This window comes from Mesorhizobium koreense (assembly GCF_031656215.1).
Classification (GTDB): Bacteria; Pseudomonadota; Alphaproteobacteria; order Rhizobiales; family Rhizobiaceae; genus Mesorhizobium_L; species Mesorhizobium_L koreense.
In genome coordinates this window covers 1,768,548-1,784,450 of record NZ_CP134228.1, presented here as the reverse complement: position 1 = coordinate 1,784,450, position 15,903 = coordinate 1,768,548, and the positions used below count along the sequence as shown (strand labels likewise).

The following is a 15,903-nucleotide window of genomic DNA, read 5'->3' as shown; positions in this document are numbered from 1 at the left end:
CGCTTCCACGGCGGACGCCGGCTTTCATCAGCCGAACCTCCGCAGGAACCCGACAAGCCGGCGCACCCACCCATTTCGGGTTGTATCCGAAAAATAGGCCAGTGCCGCGCGCTTGCCAATTTCCCCTAAGGTCGGATAGGGCGCGACATAACCGGCAATGTCGCGAACGCTCATCCTCTTCGACAGCGCCAGCGCCCAGAAACCGATCATGTCGCCTGCTCCCGCGCCGACGATCGAAACGCCGAGGATGCGGCCGCGCCGGCCCGCCACCAGCTTTATGAAGCCCTCGGTCCGCCTTTCGGTCTGCGCGCGGTCGTTCCCGGCATAGGGCGATTTCAGCACGCGCACGGCGCCATGCGCCTTGCGCGCTTCCTCCTCCAAAAGCCCCACATGCGCCAGTTCCGGATCCGTATAGGTGACGCGCGGCACGATGAGCCGGTTCTCGGCTGCCGGCAGGCGGAACAGGAGCGCGCGCAGCACAAGCCCGGCATGATAGTTGGCGGCATGGGTGAATTGCGGCCCGCCGGCGACGTCGCCGATCGCGTAGACGCGCCGATTGGTCGAGCGCAATCGACGATCGACCCTTATGCCCTTGCGATCGAAGGCAATCCCCGCTTTTTCGAGATCGAGTCCCTCGATATTGGCGGTCCGCCCGGCCGCCACCAATATATGCGTGCCATCGACGGCGAGGGCGCAGGTATCCGTCTCCGCTCCAACCCGGATGCCGCCATCCGCCTTCCGCTCCACGCCGACGACGCGCACCCTTTCGTGGATGATCACGCCCTCGCGCCGAAGCGCGTCCCGAACGACCGCCGCCAGTTCGGGATCCTCCCGTGAAAGCACGCTTGCCGCCTCCAGCACGGTCACCTTCGCGCCGAGCCGGCGATGTGCCTCGGCTAGTTCCATACCGAGCGGCCCCCCGCCGATGACGACCAGGTGGCCCGGCCGCTCGGCAAGATCGAAAACCGTCTCGTTGGTCAGGTATCCGACCTCTTCCAGTCCCGGGATTCCCGGTACGAACGGAGAAGAGCCGGTGGCGAGGACGAAGCGCCGGGCATGGATTTCGTGATCGCTCCCATTGGAGCTTACCACCACCGTATTCCTGTCCTTGAAGCGCGCCGCGCCCGCGACGACCCTGACGCCAAGCGCGGTGAAGCGCTCGACGGAATCGTTGGGCGCGATGGCATCGATCACTTCGCGGATGTGCCGGTGGACCCTGGCGAAATCGATCTCGGGAACGACGTCCGCCACCCCGAAAGCCGAGACGTTGCGCTGGCGGTGCGCCGCCTTCGCCGCCGCGATCAGCGCCTTGGAGGGGACGCAGCCGAAGTTGAGGCAGTCGCCCCCCATCAGTCCTTTTTCGACAAGCACCACCGGCGCGCCGAACTGGGCCGCCGCCGCGGCAACGGTCAGCCCGCCCGATCCGGCGCCGATCACGCAGATGTCCGGTATAAGGGTTTCCGTCATCGCCCGCCCCGCCGGTCTCCCCGCCCCGTCGCTCAGGGCCGTCGGCGGCGCCTGAGCGTCCGCACCGCCACCGGCAGCAAGGCGATCAATGCCAGCAGCAGGAAGGCAACGGTGACCCGGGACGACACCAGATCGGCAAGGCCGACCGCACGGCCGGCCAAGTGCGCTTCCGTCAGCACCGCGTCGATGCTCCTGCCGAGATAGGCATAGACGAAGGTGCCCGGCAGGATGCCGAGAAAGGTCGCCGCCAGATAGGTGCGGAGCCGAACATGGAAGAAGGCCGGCGCGATGTTGACGACGAAGAAGGGAAAGACGGGCGCCAGCCTGAGCGCCAGAAGATAGCCGAACGCGTCCTTCTCGAAGCCCTCCGCCAGCCGCAGGACGCGCTTGCCTGCCCGCTCGCGCAGGAAATCGCCGAAGGCCGTCCGTGCAGCGAGGAAGAGCACGGTGGCACCCGCCGTCGCCGCGACCGCGACGAGGATGCCACCTGGAAACCAGCCGAAAAGGAAGCCGGCGAAAATGGTCAGGATCGACGCGGCGGGAATGGAAAGCGCCACCACCAGCGTATAGAGGCCTGTGAAGGCAATCGCCGCGGCAGCGGGATTGTCGGCAACCGTCTCTTTCAGCGCAAGGCGGCTCGCGGCTAGATAGTCGAGCGTCAGATAGCGTTGCCAGCCAAGCGCATAGCCGGTAGCGAGGCAGGCGACGATCAGAAGAAGCGGCAAAAACCGCCGCCAGTTCCGGCGAGGATCGACGGCGCTGCCAACGGCCGCGGGCCGGCGCGAACGCGTGGACGTCGCGTCCGGCGGACGGTCCGCCATCCGATCTTCATCGAGCGCGCTTTGCGCCATTATTCGCCGCTCCTGACCGGTGAGGTTTTCATGAACTGCCGCCTACCAGTGAAGGAAGGGCACCTTACGGGCAAGTGATTTGCACTTCCCTCACCCGCATTTGAGCCCCCCGGCGGCCGCTCTCACCCTTTCGTGTATCTTCTTCTCGCTCACGCCCGTACGCCGCTGGCGCGGCTGGGCTCCGCGGGGGCGCGGCACATGCCGCGACGCCCGGTCGGGCGCTTGTGGGATGCGTGTGCCTGAAGCTCATTGTCGTTGTGGACATCGTTGCTTGTCCTCTGCCCCTTTGCACCCCCCTCTGTCCTGCCGCACATCTCCCCCTCAAGGGGGGAGATCAGCCGGCCGTGCCGCTTACACCCTTTCCTGCAGCTTTGAAGGTTTGCGAAAGCGGTGGTGACAGCCGATCTCCCCCCTTGAGGGGGAGATGTCCGGCAGGACAGAGGGGGGTGCGAAGGAGCAGAGGATTATCCGCATTTGCCTTCCAAATATGCCTCATCCTCGCCACGCCTCGTTTCCGATCTGGCCATTGTTCACTCGGGAAAGACGGGCGGCCGCAGGCTCGCTCATCTAGTAAATTACGTGCGTCCTTGCGGCCGCCCGCTGGGACGCGCGCGTATTGGGTCGCCGCCTCCGCCCTTCGCTATCGCTGCGCACTGCCGGAATCAGAATAACGGCGGCGTTTTCCATCCTTCGCCACCCTATCGCCCGGTTGACTTCCGCGAACCGCGTTTCTATAAGCCGCCGCACGTTCGGGCCGTTCGCCCGGCGCTTTTGTTGTTGCGCCGAAACGGACGGTCAGCTCCCGTTCCCCGAGCATAGGCAGGCTTGAACAGGCCTGAACAGAACCAAGAAGGGCCGCACGCCGCGGTAGTCAAATAAATGAAGCGTACCTATCAACCATCCAAGCTCGTCCGCAAGCGGCGCCACGGCTTCCGCGCGCGCATGGCCACCAAGGGCGGCCGTAGGGTCATTACAGCGCGCCGCACGCGCGGCCGCAAGCGTCTTTCGGCCTGAAGCGTGCCCTTCGGCCGGACATCGCGGCAATTCCGGTCGCGGATCGTTCCGGCATGAACCGGCCGGGCGGATGCCTGTCGAACCGCACACCGCCGACGAGAAGAGCAAAACGCCTGCGGCCGGCATGCGGCCTTACGGTCGGCTCAGGAAACGCGCGGAATTCCTGGCCGTGCGCCAGGGCGAGAAACGGCGTGGACGGCTTTTTCTCCTCGAGGTGCTCGAGCGTGGCGACGGCGGAGAACCGAGGGTCGGCTTCACGGTCACGAAGAAGGTCGGCAACGCGGTGACAAGAAACCGCATCCGCCGGCGGCTGAAAGAGGCGGTAAGGACGCATGCCGCCGGTGACACGGCGGACGGCAACGATTATGTCATCGTTGGCAGGCGGGACATACTGGACGTCCCATTCGGCGCGCTCAAGGCCGAGCTTTCGCGGCGCATAAGCAGGAAACCGTAGAACCTCTTATGGAAAACCAACGCAATTTCTTCATCACGATCGCGCTTTCGATCCTGATCCTGACGCTGTGGCAGGTGTTCTACATGAACCCGCGCATCGAGCATCAGCGTCAGGCCGCGCAGGTCGAGCAGCAGCGCACGGAACAGGCCAAGAAGCAGGCTGAGGCTTCGGCCGGCCAGCAGGGCGCCTCAAACCAGGCAGCGACCAGCCAGACCGCCGGCCAGGCGGCGCCGGCCGCTCCCAATGCCAACGTGCCGGGCCAATCCTCCCAGGAGAAAGTGCAGGCCAACCGCGCCGAGAGCGTCGCCGACACAAAGCGTGTCAAGATCGACACGCCGAGCCTTTCGGGCTCGATCAGCCTCACCGGCGCGCGCCTCGATGATCTGGTGCTGAAACACTATCGCGAGACGGTCGACAAGAATTCGCCCAATATCGAACTGCTCAACCCCGCCGGCCTGCCGGATGGGTACTATGCCGAGATCGGCTTCGTCGGCAGCGACCAGACCGGCCAGGTGCCGGGACCGACGACGGTGTGGACCGTCGAGGGCAATTCGACACTGACGCCTTCGACGCCGGTTACGCTGACTTACACCAACGACAAGGGCCTGACCTTCAAGCGGACCATCTCCGTCGACGACAAATACATGTTCACCATCGACGACAGCGTCACCAACGCCGGCAGCCAGCCGGTGTCGCTGTCGAATTACGGCCGCGTCACGCGCTTCAACAAGCCGGACGACCGTTCGAGCTACGTCCTCCATGAAGGCCTCATCGGCGTGACCGGCAAGGAGGGCCTCCAGGAAATCAAATACTCCAAGATCGAGGAGGAAAAGCAGGTCACGCCTGGCAAGTCGGACGACGGCTGGCTGGGCATCACCGACAAATACTGGGCCGTCGCGCTGGTGCCGCCGGAGAAACAGGCTTTCCAGCCGCATTTCAACTATTTCAGCGACGGCAGGCCGCGCTACCAGTCGGATTATCTCACCGATCCGATCAAGATCGCGCCGGGCCAGACGACCAGCGTAGAATCGCTCGTCTTCGCCGGCGCCAAGCAGGTCGGAACGATCAACCAGTATGAGAAGGACCGCCATATCAGGCAGTTCGACCTGCTCATCGACTGGGGGTGGTTCTATTTCATCACCAAGCCGATGTTCTGGCTGATCGACACGCTCTACAAGTTCTTCGGCAATTTCGGCCTGGCCATCATCGCCACCACGGTCATCCTGAAGCTCGCCTTCTTCCCGCTCGCCAACAAATCCTACGCCTCCATGGCGAAGATGAAGCTGGTGCAGCCGGCGATGGCGGAACTCCGCGAGAAATACGCGGACGACAAGATGAAGCAGCAGCAGGCGCTGATGGAGCTTTACAAGAAGGAGAAGATCAACCCGATCGCCGGCTGCTGGCCGATGCTCCTTCAGGTGCCGGTCTTCTTCGCGCTCTACAAGGTGCTCTACATCACCATCGAGATGCGGCATGCGCCGTTCTACGGCTGGATCCACGACCTCGCCGCGCCCGACCCGACCTCGGTCTTCAACCTGTTCGGGCTCCTGCCCTACACGCCGCCGGCCTTCCTGCCGCATCTGGGCGTCTGGGCGCTGATCCTCGGCGTCACCATGTTCATGCAGATGCGCATGAATCCGACGCCGCCCGACCCGACCCAGGCGATGATCTTCAACTGGATGCCGGTCGTCTTCACCATCATGATGGCGAACTTTCCCGCGGGGCTGGTCATCTACTACGCCTGGAACAACTCGCTTTCGATCCTGCAGCAGGGCATCATCATGAAACGCCAGGGCGTTCCGATCGAACTCGGTAACAATCTGAAGACGCTGTTCTCGCGCAAGAAGAAGCCCAAGCCGGCCGAATAGGCCGGCGTCTTCTGTGTGTGCGTCCTTCGAGGCTCACCTTTCGGGTTCGCGCCTCAGGATGAGGACCGTCGGCGCTAGACCTCCCTCATGGTGAGGTGCGAGCGAAGCGAGCCTCGAACCACGCACCAATAACCGCCACAGGTGCCTTCCATGCCGCTTCCCGACCCGAACACCATCCATCCGATGCCCGACCAGAAGCGCTGCGGCTTCCTGAAGCCGCTGGTGACGCGGCCGACCATCGAGATCGGCGATTTCACCTATTACGACGATCCGCTCGGGCCGGAGCGCTTCGAGGAACAGTGCGTCCTCTACCATTTCGAATTCATTGGCGATCGGCTGGTCATCGGCAGGTTCTGCGCGATCGCCGCCGACACGCGCTTCATCATGAACGGCGCCAACCACGACATGCGCGGCTTCTCCACCTATCCCTTCGGCATCCTCGGCGGCGATGCCCGCGCGGCCTGGGACGACGGCTCGGTCGAAGCCGGCTTCCGCGGCGACACGATCGTCGGCAACGATGTCTGGTTCGGTACCGAAGCCATGGTGCTGCCCGGGATTACGATCGGCGACGGCGCCATCGTCGCCGCAAGAGCCGTCGTGTCGCGCGACGTGCCACCCTATGCGATCGTCGCCGGCAATCCCGCGCGCGTGGTAAGGATGCGGTTCGACGAGGCGACGGTATCGCGCCTCCTGGCGGTCGCCTGGTGGCATTGGCCGATCGACAGGATCATGCGCAATGTCGATACGATCGCCGGCGTGGATATCGAAAAGCTGGAAGCCGCATCGTGAAGGATAGAGGTTCGCAGACAATCGCCGCGGCGCCGTTCGGGCGACCCTTCGTGTTCATCCGCGGCGTTCCGGCGATGAAGTTCCTGCCGCCGGAGGGGCCGCCGGAGATCGCGTTCGCCGGCCGGTCGAATGTCGGCAAGTCGTCGCTCATCAACGCGCTCGTCGGCATGAAGGCGCTGGCGCGCACCTCCAACACGCCCGGCCGCACACAGGAACTCAACTATTTCGTGCCGGACGGGTTTTCGGGCGCGGCGAACGACCTGCCGCCGCTGGCGCTGGTCGACATGCCGGGATACGGCTTCGCCAAGGCGCCGAAGGACGAGGTCGACCGCTGGACGAAACTCGTCTTCGACTATCTGCGCGGCCGCGTAACGCTGAAGCGTGTCTATCTCCTGATCGACGCGCGTCATGGCGTGAAAACGATCGACGGCGAGGTCATGGACCTGCTCGATCGCGCGGCGGTCTCCTATCAGCTCGTGCTGACCAAGATCGACAAGATCAAGCCGCCCGCCGTCGAGAGGCTGGTTTCGGAAACGCTGGAAAAGATCAGGAAGCGCCCGGCCGCCTATCCGGAGGTGATCGCCACCTCGTCCGAGAAGGGACAGGGCATCGACGATCTCCGCGCGGCGATCCTGACGGCTACGGCCTAGTTCTTCTCTCCAGCCATCTGCCGCCGCAGCTTCTCGGTTCCATATGCCTTGAGAAAGACATCGACGCCTGCCGTCACGACATAGCGCATCTCCTCCTCGCTCGGCGGGTCGCTGCGGTAGGCGAAGATGCACTGACGGAAAAGGCCGGCGAGCGCGAGATCGGTGAACTGGAACGCCGCCAGCGAGACATCCTCCATGTCGAGCAGGCCCTTTTTTGCGGCCACCTCGAGGAAATCCATGAAGATCTTGTGTCCGTGCATCGGTCCGCGCTCGTAGAAGCGCTTGCCGAGGTCGGGCATCCGCTCCGAGACGCCGATAATCGTGCGCTGCGCGCTGATGACCTTGTCGCAGGTTATCTTGAACGACAGCGCCATGCCGAAATTGATCAGCGTCTCACGCAGGCTGCCACCGCTTTCCAGCGCGCCATAGAGATTGTTGAAGATGGAGCCGCGCTCCTCCTCGACGATCGCCTCGAAAAGCTCTTCCTTGTTGGCGAAATAGACATAGATCGTGCCCTTGGACACGCCCGCCTCGCGGGTGATGTCGTTCATCGAGGCAGCATCGAAGCCCATGTCGATGAAGACGCGGCGCGCGCCGTCGATAATCTGCTTGCGCTTGACAGGGTCCTGTCCCGCTGCCGGACGCCCTCTCCTCACGCCTTCCGGCGCAAACGGACAAGCATCCGTCACGGTCTTCTCAAGCTCCAATTTAAGTTCGCGCTCCATTTTTTCTGCCCCGGAAATCCGCCCGAATTTCCATTTCGGAAATTTTTTTTCGAACCGATCGGTTCGATGCCCTTGATATGGGCCCTTCCATGGTCTATGTCAAGTTCGAACCGAACGGTTCAGTTCACCTATACGAAGGTTATTCCATGTCCACTTCCGCCAGTTCAACGGTTGCCGAACTTCGTCCGTTCCCGAACGCCCGGACCGTGCCCGAGATCGAGAGGCCGGTCGACAAGCCGAGAGAGGATGCCCCAGCGGCGGCCGAAACGCAAAAGAAGAAGCGTTCCGCACGACAGATCGTGCTGCCGATCATCGGGCTCGGCCTTCTCGCGGGCGCCGCCTGGTACGGCTACGATTACTGGACCGTCGGCCGTTTCATGATCTCCACCGACGACGCCTATGTCCAGGTGGACATGGCTTCCGTCGCGCCGAAGATCACCGGCTATGTCGAGCATGTCGCGGCGACCGAGAACGAGCACGTCAAGGCAGGCGACCCGTTGGTCACCATCGACGCGGGCGACTACCGCATCGCGCTCGACGAGGCCCGCGCCAAGATCGCGACCGAGGAAAAGACGCTTTCGCGCATCGATGCTCAGATCGAGGCGGCGAAGGCTTCGCTGCAGCAGGCCGACGCGCAGAAGACCGCCGCGCAAGCCGCGGCCGACAATGCTGTGCGCACGCGCGACCGTGCGCAGAGGCTGGTCGCCACCAAGGTCGGCACGCAGGCGCAACTCGACGATGCCCAGACCGCCGTCGAGCAGGCCAATGCCAATCTCTCCGGCGCCGATGCGCAGATCGCTGCGGCCAACGCCAACATCGGCGTGCTCAAGGCACAGTACGAGGAGGCGAAGAGTTCCATCCGCTCGCTGGAACTGGCACGCGACAAGGCCGCGCGCGACCTCTCCTTCACCGTGCTGCGCGCGCCCTATGATGGCGTCGTCGGCAATCTTTCGGTCAAGGAAGGCGATCTGGTGTCGCCGGGCCAGAAGCTCGGCGTGGTTGTACCGCTGAACAAGCTCTACATAACCGCGAACTTCAAGGAGACGCAGCTCGCGCGTATGGAGCCCGGCGAGAAGGTCCGTGTCGAGGTCGACGCTATGGATGGCGGCGGCTTCGAGGGCACCTTGTCCTCGCTTGCCCCGGCTTCCGGCGCCCTGTTCTCGCTGCTGCCGCCGGAGAACGCGACCGGCAACTTCACCAAGGTCGTGCAGCGCATCCCGGTCCGGATCGCCATCCCGGCCGACGTGCTCGCCAAGGGCAAGTTGCGCGCGGGCTTGAGCGTCGTGGTCGACGTCGACAGCCGCACCGCGCCACGTACGTCCGTCGTCCGGTAACGCTGCTCAGATCAGGGAGCCGACCGCCATGGCCACGGCAACCACAACGATGAATGTCGCCATCGCGCCTTCGGTACGGCCGGAGGAGGCGATGGACATGCGCCGCGTCTTCGCCTTCCTGGCGATGGTCTTCGGCATGTTCATGGCGATCCTCGACATCCAGATCGTCTCCGCCTCGCTCGGCGAGATCCAGGCCGGCCTTGCCGCCGGCCCCGACGAGATCGCCTGGGTACAGACGTCCTACCTCGTCGCCGAGGTGATCATGATCCCGCTGTCGGGCTTCCTCGGGAGGCTGTTGTCGACGCGCGTGCTCTTCACCATCTCGGCGGCCGGCTTCACGGCGGCGAGCGGCCTTGCCGCCACGGCCACCAACATGGACCAGATGATCGTCTACCGTGCCATCCAGGGCTTCATCGGCGGCGGCATGATCCCGAGCGTCTTCGCGGCCGCCTACACCATCTTCCCGCCGTCGAAGCGTTCGGTCGTGACGCCGATGATCGGTCTCGTCGCGACGCTGGCGCCGACGATCGGCCCGACCATCGGCGGCTATCTCAGTCACGCCTTCTCATGGCACGCGCTGTTTTTGGTCAACATCATCCCCGGCATCATGGTGACGGCCGCCGCCTGGACGCTGATCGATTTCGACGAGGGCGATCACTCGCTCTTCAAGCGCTTCGACTGGATCGGGCTCGCCGGCATGGCGGCGTTCCTCGGCTCGCTCGAATACGTGCTCGAGGAAGGGCCGCAATATGACTGGCTGCAGGACGACACCGTCTTCAAGTTCGCCGTCATAATGGTGATCGGCGCGGTGGTATTCTTCTGGCGCTCCTTCCGGGCGGCGGTTCCGGTCGTCGATTTCAGCGCCTTCAAGGACATCAACTTCACCTTCGGCTCGATATTCTCCTTCGTCATGGGCATCGGCCTCTACGGGCTTACCTATTTGTATCCCCTCTATCTCGGGCGCATCCGCGGCTACGATTCCCTGATGATCGGCGAGGCCGTCTTCATCAGCGGCGCGGCGATGTTCGTGACAGCGCCGATCTCGGGCTTCCTCTCGCGCAAGCTCGACCCGCGCCTGATCCTGCTGATCGGCTTCCTCGGCTTTGCCGCCGGCACATGGATGACGACCGGTCTCACCTCGGACTGGGACTATAACGAACTGATCGTCCCGCAGATCTTCCGCGGCGTCTCGCTGATGCTGTGCATGGTGACGATCAGCAACCTGGCGCTCGGCACGCTGTCGCCGGACAAGATGAAGAACGCTTCCGGCCTCTTCAACCTGACCCGCAACCTCGGCGGCGCTGTCGGGCTGGCGCTGATCAACACGCTTCTGATCCACCGCTCCGACATGCATTATACGCGGCTTTCCGAAAGCGTGAGCTGGAGCAATCCGGAGGCGCTGAAACAGCTCAGCCAGATGGCGGGCAACCTCAAGGCGCACGGCATCGATGGCGCCACCGGCGCGATCGCGCAGATGGCCGGCAGGGTGCATCTGCAGGCGCAGGTGATGGCGTTTGCCGACATCTTCTACCTGCTGACGGTGCTTTTCGCGATGCTCGCCGTCTTCGCCGTCATGATGCGCAGACCTCCCGCGTCCGCAGGCGGAGGCGGCGGGCACTGAGAGCCCGTGGCGCGGTTTGAGGCACGCTTCGTCCGCACCTCAGGATGAGGGAGGTCTGCACAAGTCTTCCTCATCCTGAGGTGCGAGCGAAGCGAGCCTCGAAGGACGCACCTGAACCTATCGTGTCCGATGGCAGCGAACTCAGCTCGCCGTAGGGCTATCCGCCTTGAAACCCAGTGCAAGGCCATCGATGCAATGGCGCTTGCCCGTGGGCGGCGGGCCATCGTCGAAGACATGGCCGAGATGGCCGCCGCAGCGGCGGCAATGGACCTCCGTCCGCTCCATGACCAGCGCATAGTCCGACTTCTTCGCGACCGCGTTCGGCAGCGCCTCCCAGAAGCTCGGCCAGCCCGTGCCGGACTCGAACTTGGTCTTGGACGAATAAAGGGCGAGGTCGCAGCCGGCGCAATGGAAGATGCCGGCACGGTGCTCGTTGAGAAGCGGGCTTGAGAAAGGCGGCTCGGTCCCTTCTTCGCGCAGGATATTGTACTGCTCCGGCGTCAGGATCTTGCGCCACTCGGCTTCGGTCTTCGTCACCTCGAAGGTTTCGGCCTCCGCGCTGTCCACGGCGAACAGCCGAAAAAATGCCGATCCGCCCGCCGCGATCGCCAGCGTGCCGGCCGAAGCATAAAGAAAATTGCGCCGGTTCATGCTCATCTCTCCTCTCGGGAAATTCCTGCCGGCCGCTTCCGCCGCCGGCTTCGAAGCCATAATGCCGCAAGGGGCGCCAATTCCGGCATCATTTTCGCCGGCGACGCCTTCACATCTTCGGGAATATGCAACGTGAACAGGGTCCGGCCCAAGAGCCCCGTCCGCCGCCTTTGCAAGGATGCCTGGACGGTCCAACAGAGCGGCGAACGGGGCAGAAGGCCGGCATTGCGATGAGGGACTGACGCCGCCGGCCTTCTTCGGACGGAAACCGCGCCGCCGGGGTGGCGCGGCCCGTCCATCCGTCAGGATTTCGGCAAGAGCACCTTGTCGATCACATGGATCACGCCGTTCGACTGCTTGACGTCGGCGATAGTGACGCGGGCGGTATTGCCGTTTTCGTCGGTAACGGTGACGTGGCCCTTCTTGTCGCGCAGGGTCAGCATGCAGCCGCCGACAGTCTTGACCTTGTGTGCGCCGCCGTCTTCCTTGACCATCTTCTTGACGACCGAGGCGGTCGCGTCGGCGGCGATGACGTGGCAGGTCAGGATCTTGGTAAGCTTGTCCTTATTCTCCGGCTTCAGCAGGGTTTCGACCGTGCCCTTCGGTAGTTTGGCGAAGGCTTCGTTGGTCGGCGCGAAGACGGTGAACGGTCCCTTCCCTTCGAGCGTCTCGACGAGGCCGGCGGCCTTGACCGCCGCGACAAGCGTGGTGTGGTCCTTCGAATTGACGGCGTTCTCGATGATGTTCTTCGAGGCGTACATGGGTGCGCCGCCGACCATCGGGTCCTTGGCATAAGCCACGCCGCCGAAGGCGGCAAAGGCGACGGAACCGGCGAAAACGGCGGCGAGGATGTTGCGAGCAGACATGAAACTCTCCTTGGTTGATCCCTTGATGGGCGAAGGGAGTCACGGATCGCGCACAGGAAAGTTTCACGCCTGCCCGCCGTTCATGTTTTCGTGATGGAAGCTTGATTCAGATCTGGTTCAGGCCGCCGAGGGCGACGACGGGACCGGTCGGTTGGCCGGTCGTCGATCCGCCAGGCGCCTCGAGGCTGATCGCGAGCGTGCCGCCATTGGCAAGCAGCTTGCCCATTTCGGGAGTGATCCTGACGCGGATGGTCTTGCCGCTGGGGATGACGCCGAGCGAAACCGGCTTCGCCTGTCCTTCGATCGCCCAGAGTTCGAAAGCGTGTCCCTGCTCCCGCTCGCCAGAAACATGCGACAGGGACAGGCTTTGGGTGGCCGGATCGTAATAGGCGAGATAGCTGACATCGCTGTCCTTGGGCGCGATCGAGGCGACGAATTGCGTGCCGCCTTCCGGATGCATGACGCGCGGGACAAGCAACGGAACCGCCACGGCAACGATCAACAGCGCCAGCGCCGCCGCCGCGAGGCCCCGCCAGAAAGCGAGACTGTGCCACAGGCCGGTTGGCGCTCCGTTTCGAGCCGCGGCCTCGCCTCTGGAGAAAAGCAGACGGTCGATCGCCTGCTTCGCCGCGGCCGGCGGCTCCACTTCGGGATAATCGTCGGCCAAGGGCGACAACCGCGCTTCCCACGCCTCGACCAGCCGCGCGAAACCGGGATCGCGCTCGATGCGAAGGGCGGCCTGTCGACGCTCCTCGGCCGACAGCGCGCCGACGACATATTCGGCGGCGATGAGATCGTCGCTTCCGTCCATCGGGCCGTGATCGTCCTCGGAAATCATCTTTCGAGACATTCCCTCAGCTTCATCAAACTGCGCCTGAGCCAGGTTCGCATCGTATTGAGCGGGACGCCATGACGGGCGGCAAGCTCGGCGTAGCTCTCGCCTTTCAGATAGGCGCCGCGCACCGCGTCCGCCTTCGTCTTTTCGAGCTCCTCGAGGCAGCCATGGATCTTCTCCCGTTCGCCCGCCGTCACCGCGGCCGCTTCGGGCCCCGGCGCGGGGTCGGCAATATCGAGCGCGTCGTCGATGTCGGAATGGGGCCGGCGCCGCGCCCTGATGCGATCGATCGCATGATTGCGCGCGATCGCCACCAGCCATGAAATCGGACTGAGGTCCGAAGCCGCGAAACGGTCGGCCTTCGTCCATATCTTGACGAACACCTCCTGCAGAGCCTCCTCGGCCTCGGCACGATCGTTCAATACACGCAAGCAGACGCCGAAAAGTTTCGCGCTCGTGGCCCGGTAGAGACTGTCGAACGCCGTCCTGTCCCTCATCGAGGTACGGACAATCAGCTTGGTGATGTCTTGCGGCGTCATCAATTGCGACTATGGAGCGCCGGTCTCTCCAGGCAGGCCAGGAAGCCGCCGGCTTGCCCGAGGACCGCCCTATTCCACGTCCGCCTGAGGACGGTCGTCGCCACGCGCGACTTCCTCATGCCACTTGCCGCTGGAATCTTCAAAGACGATACCGGAGGTCTGCCCGGGTATCTCCTGTTCCATGGCCACCTGCTTCGCCGCCTGCATTGCAGCTTCGCGCGTGCGGAACGTTTCCGAAAACACGTCGCCGAGCTTGTAGGCCCAGCCGCCATCATGCTCCACGATGTGATACGTCACATGCACCATCTTCACTCTCCTTCGGTCGGGCGAAACGCGTGGCCGCGGCCCCGGTTCCGGTAGATTCAGGGGCCCGCGCGGATGATCGCAACGAGCCGGTCCAGCCCGTCTGTCAGGGCCGCCGGTGCAGGCTGCAGGATAACAGTCGATTTGACTTCGTAAATACGACCGTTGCGGATAGCCGGTATCGCCCCCCAGCCCTCCCGCGCGGTGACTTTCTCCGGCCGGAACTTCTTGCCGCACCACGAACCGATGATGATGTCGGGACGGGTTGCGATCACGTCCTGTGGCCGCACGATGCGGTCGCGCGCGCCGGCGCGACGGGCAAGATCGGGAAAACAATCCTCGCCGCCCGCGATCTCGATCAGTTCCGAGACCCAGCCGATGCCGGAGATGAGCGGCTCGTCCCACTCCTCGAAATAGACGCGCGGGCGGCGCGCGGGCGCCGTGGCACGGAGCGCGGCGATCTTCTCGCGATAGCCCACGACCAGACGGCCGGCCGCCTCCGCCCTGCCGACCATCGCGCCGAGCGTCTCGATCATGGCGAAGATGCCCTCGACCGAACGCTGGTTGAAGGCATGGACCTCCACGCCCTCGCGGATCAAGCTGGCGACGATATCGGCCTGCATGTCGGAGAAGGCGAGCACAAGAGCGGGCTCGAGTGCGAGGATCTTGGGAATGTCCGCGGAAATGAAGGCGCTGACGCGCGGCTTCTCCTTGCGCACCCGGGGCGGCCGTACCGCGTAGCCTGAAACGCCGGCGATACGGCTCTCTTCGCCCAGCAAGTAGAGCGTCTCGACCGTCTCTTCGGTCAGGCAGACGATACGTTCGGGCGGGAAGGCCATCTTTCGCGCTTTAGCTTTCGGGTTGCCAGCGGAATTCGACACGATGCAGGGCCGCGCCACCCGGTTCGAGGAAACGCATGGAAGGCTTTTCCATGATGTCTCCGGCAAAGCCATCCAGATCGCCGTGGCCGGTCCACGCCTCGATCGAGACGAAGGGTGCGCCGGGCAGGCCCCACAGCGCCCAATGCGAAAAATTCTCCGCGCTCATGCGGATCGCGCCGCCGGGGCCGACGAAGCGGACCCAGAGGCTGCGTGCATCGAGAAAGCAGAGCGCTTCCCTCGCCAGCACCTTCTCGTCGAGCGGCAGTCGTCGCCCCTGGAGCGGCACCGGCCGCTTCTCGCTTGAAAACAGCCCGTCCTTCGTGATGACGGGAACGGCCGGACTCTCGGCAAGCTCGAACTCGATTGCATAGCCTTCACGGCCGCCCTTCGCGAACGGCCAGCGGAAGCCCGGATGGAACCCGAGCGCGAAGGGAAGTACCCCATCGCCTGGATTGACGATACGGAATTCCGTCGAAAACGCATCTCCCGTCAGTTGGTAGGCGACTTCGAGCCGGAAAGAGAAAGGATAGCGTTTCCGCGTTTCCTCATTATCTTCGAGCACGAGCCGCACGCTATCGCCCGATCGTTCAGCGATCAGAAATTCGCTCTCCGGCGCGAAGCCATGGATCGCCATCGGGTAGGCTTTGCCGTCGACGCGCAATTCACCGCCGCGCACGCGTCCGACGGTAGGAAACAGAACCGGGCTGATGCGCGGCCAGAACGCCGGATCGCCGCTCCACAGGAGATCGCGCCCGCCGACCCACCACGTGAGCGGCTCGGCGCCGAATGTCGAGATCGTCGCGGACGAACCGCCGCTCGTAAGCCGGATCGTCTCGGGCAATACGCTCTCTCCTGTTTGCACGGCAGCCGCGACCATAGCGGAACAGGTGGGGCATTCAACAAGCGATAAATCGCAATGAAATTCGAATTCGGCTTACAAAGTGGGATTACCCCCACTCCGCCCCGCTTCGCGGGCCACCTCTCCCCCTCAAAAGTGGAGAGGAAAGGTGCCTGCGTTGCGGCCGGCGCTTCCTCTCCCCCGTCGAGCGGGGGAG

Annotated in this window: 17 protein-coding genes; 7 read left to right on the top strand and 10 right to left on the bottom strand. The window is 64.0% G+C overall.

The window, feature by feature from the left end:
• Window positions 1–27: 27 nt before the first annotated feature.
• Window positions 28–1,467: a dihydrolipoyl dehydrogenase family protein gene (locus RBH77_RS08610; RefSeq protein WP_311031708.1), complete on the bottom strand. Its 1,440-nt coding sequence runs from the start codon at window positions 1,465–1,467 to the stop codon at window positions 28–30.
• 32 nt (window positions 1,468–1,499) lie between these two features.
• On the bottom strand, window positions 1,500–2,318 hold the full coding sequence (locus RBH77_RS08605; protein ID WP_311031707.1) for a TVP38/TMEM64 family protein: 819 nt from the start codon (window positions 2,316–2,318) through the stop codon (window positions 1,500–1,502).
• A gap of 879 nt (window positions 2,319–3,197) precedes the next feature.
• Here RBH77_RS08605 and rpmH point away from each other — a divergent pair.
• From rpmH to yihA, 5 genes are all read left to right on the top strand, one after another.
• Complete coding sequence (rpmH, locus tag RBH77_RS08600; RefSeq protein ID WP_311031706.1) at window positions 3,198–3,332, top strand: 50S ribosomal protein L34; 135 nt, start codon at window positions 3,198–3,200, stop codon at window positions 3,330–3,332.
• A 124-nt stretch (window positions 3,333–3,456) separates the two neighbouring features.
• Window positions 3,457–3,786 (top strand): ribonuclease P protein component, encoded by a 330-nt coding sequence (gene rnpA, locus RBH77_RS08595; protein ID WP_311032477.1) that lies wholly within the window; start codon window positions 3,457–3,459, stop codon window positions 3,784–3,786.
• Window positions 3,787–3,794: 8 nt separating this feature from the next.
• On the top strand, window positions 3,795–5,654 hold the full coding sequence (gene yidC / locus RBH77_RS08590) for a membrane protein insertase YidC (RefSeq protein ID WP_311031705.1): 1,860 nt from the start codon (window positions 3,795–3,797) through the stop codon (window positions 5,652–5,654).
• 150 nt (window positions 5,655–5,804) lie between these two features.
• The gene (locus RBH77_RS08585; protein WP_311031704.1) at window positions 5,805–6,443 is read left to right on the top strand and encodes a CatB-related O-acetyltransferase; all 639 of its coding nucleotides are present in this window, start codon (window positions 5,805–5,807) and stop codon (window positions 6,441–6,443) included.
• Window positions 6,440–7,093, top strand: a complete 654-nt coding sequence (gene yihA, locus RBH77_RS08580) for a ribosome biogenesis GTP-binding protein YihA/YsxC (protein WP_311031703.1) — start codon at window positions 6,440–6,442, stop codon at window positions 7,091–7,093. The genes RBH77_RS08585 and yihA overlap by 4 nt, the downstream gene beginning before the upstream one ends.
• On the opposite strand, the gene RBH77_RS08575 is transcribed toward yihA, so the two are convergent.
• The gene (locus tag RBH77_RS08575; protein ID WP_311031702.1) at window positions 7,090–7,818 is read right to left on the bottom strand and encodes a TetR/AcrR family transcriptional regulator; all 729 of its coding nucleotides are present in this window, start codon (window positions 7,816–7,818) and stop codon (window positions 7,090–7,092) included. The two genes, yihA and RBH77_RS08575, sit on opposite strands and share 4 nt — an antisense overlap.
• A 146-nt stretch (window positions 7,819–7,964) precedes the next feature.
• Between RBH77_RS08575 and RBH77_RS08570 the strand changes: the two genes are divergently transcribed.
• Window positions 7,965–9,152, top strand: coding sequence for an HlyD family secretion protein (locus RBH77_RS08570; protein WP_311031701.1), 1,188 nt, complete (start codon window positions 7,965–7,967; stop codon window positions 9,150–9,152).
• A 28-nt stretch (window positions 9,153–9,180) separates the two neighbouring features.
• Window positions 9,181–10,773 (top strand): DHA2 family efflux MFS transporter permease subunit, encoded by a 1,593-nt coding sequence (locus RBH77_RS08565; RefSeq protein WP_311031700.1) that lies wholly within the window; start codon window positions 9,181–9,183, stop codon window positions 10,771–10,773.
• A gap of 141 nt (window positions 10,774–10,914) precedes the next feature.
• On the opposite strand, the gene msrB is transcribed toward RBH77_RS08565, so the two are convergent.
• The 7 genes from msrB to RBH77_RS08530 all read right to left on the bottom strand — a co-directional run bounded on the left by msrB (window position 10,915) and on the right by RBH77_RS08530 (window position 15,689).
• Complete coding sequence (gene msrB, locus RBH77_RS08560) at window positions 10,915–11,424, bottom strand: peptide-methionine (R)-S-oxide reductase MsrB (protein WP_311031699.1); 510 nt, start codon at window positions 11,422–11,424, stop codon at window positions 10,915–10,917.
• A 302-nt stretch (window positions 11,425–11,726) separates the two neighbouring features.
• Window positions 11,727–12,275: a fasciclin domain-containing protein gene (locus RBH77_RS08555; protein WP_371832870.1), complete on the bottom strand. Its 549-nt coding sequence runs from the start codon at window positions 12,273–12,275 to the stop codon at window positions 11,727–11,729.
• Between the two features lie 121 nt (window positions 12,276–12,396).
• The gene (locus RBH77_RS08550; protein ID WP_311031698.1) at window positions 12,397–13,140 is read right to left on the bottom strand and encodes an anti-sigma factor; all 744 of its coding nucleotides are present in this window, start codon (window positions 13,138–13,140) and stop codon (window positions 12,397–12,399) included.
• Entirely contained in the window at window positions 13,125–13,664 is a 540-nt protein-coding gene (locus tag RBH77_RS08545; protein WP_311031697.1) for a sigma-70 family RNA polymerase sigma factor, read from the bottom strand. The genes RBH77_RS08550 and RBH77_RS08545 overlap by 16 nt, the downstream gene beginning before the upstream one ends.
• Window positions 13,665–13,733: 69 nt before the next feature.
• The gene (locus tag RBH77_RS08540) at window positions 13,734–13,970 is read right to left on the bottom strand and encodes a DUF2188 domain-containing protein (protein ID WP_311031696.1); all 237 of its coding nucleotides are present in this window, start codon (window positions 13,968–13,970) and stop codon (window positions 13,734–13,736) included.
• Window positions 13,971–14,026: 56 nt separating this feature from the next.
• Window positions 14,027–14,806, bottom strand: a complete 780-nt coding sequence (locus tag RBH77_RS08535) for a cobalamin-binding protein (protein WP_311031695.1) — start codon at window positions 14,804–14,806, stop codon at window positions 14,027–14,029.
• Between the two features lie 10 nt (window positions 14,807–14,816).
• Window positions 14,817–15,689: an aldose 1-epimerase family protein gene (locus RBH77_RS08530; protein ID WP_311031694.1), complete on the bottom strand. Its 873-nt coding sequence runs from the start codon at window positions 15,687–15,689 to the stop codon at window positions 14,817–14,819.
• Between the last annotated feature and the right edge of the window lie 214 nt (window positions 15,690–15,903).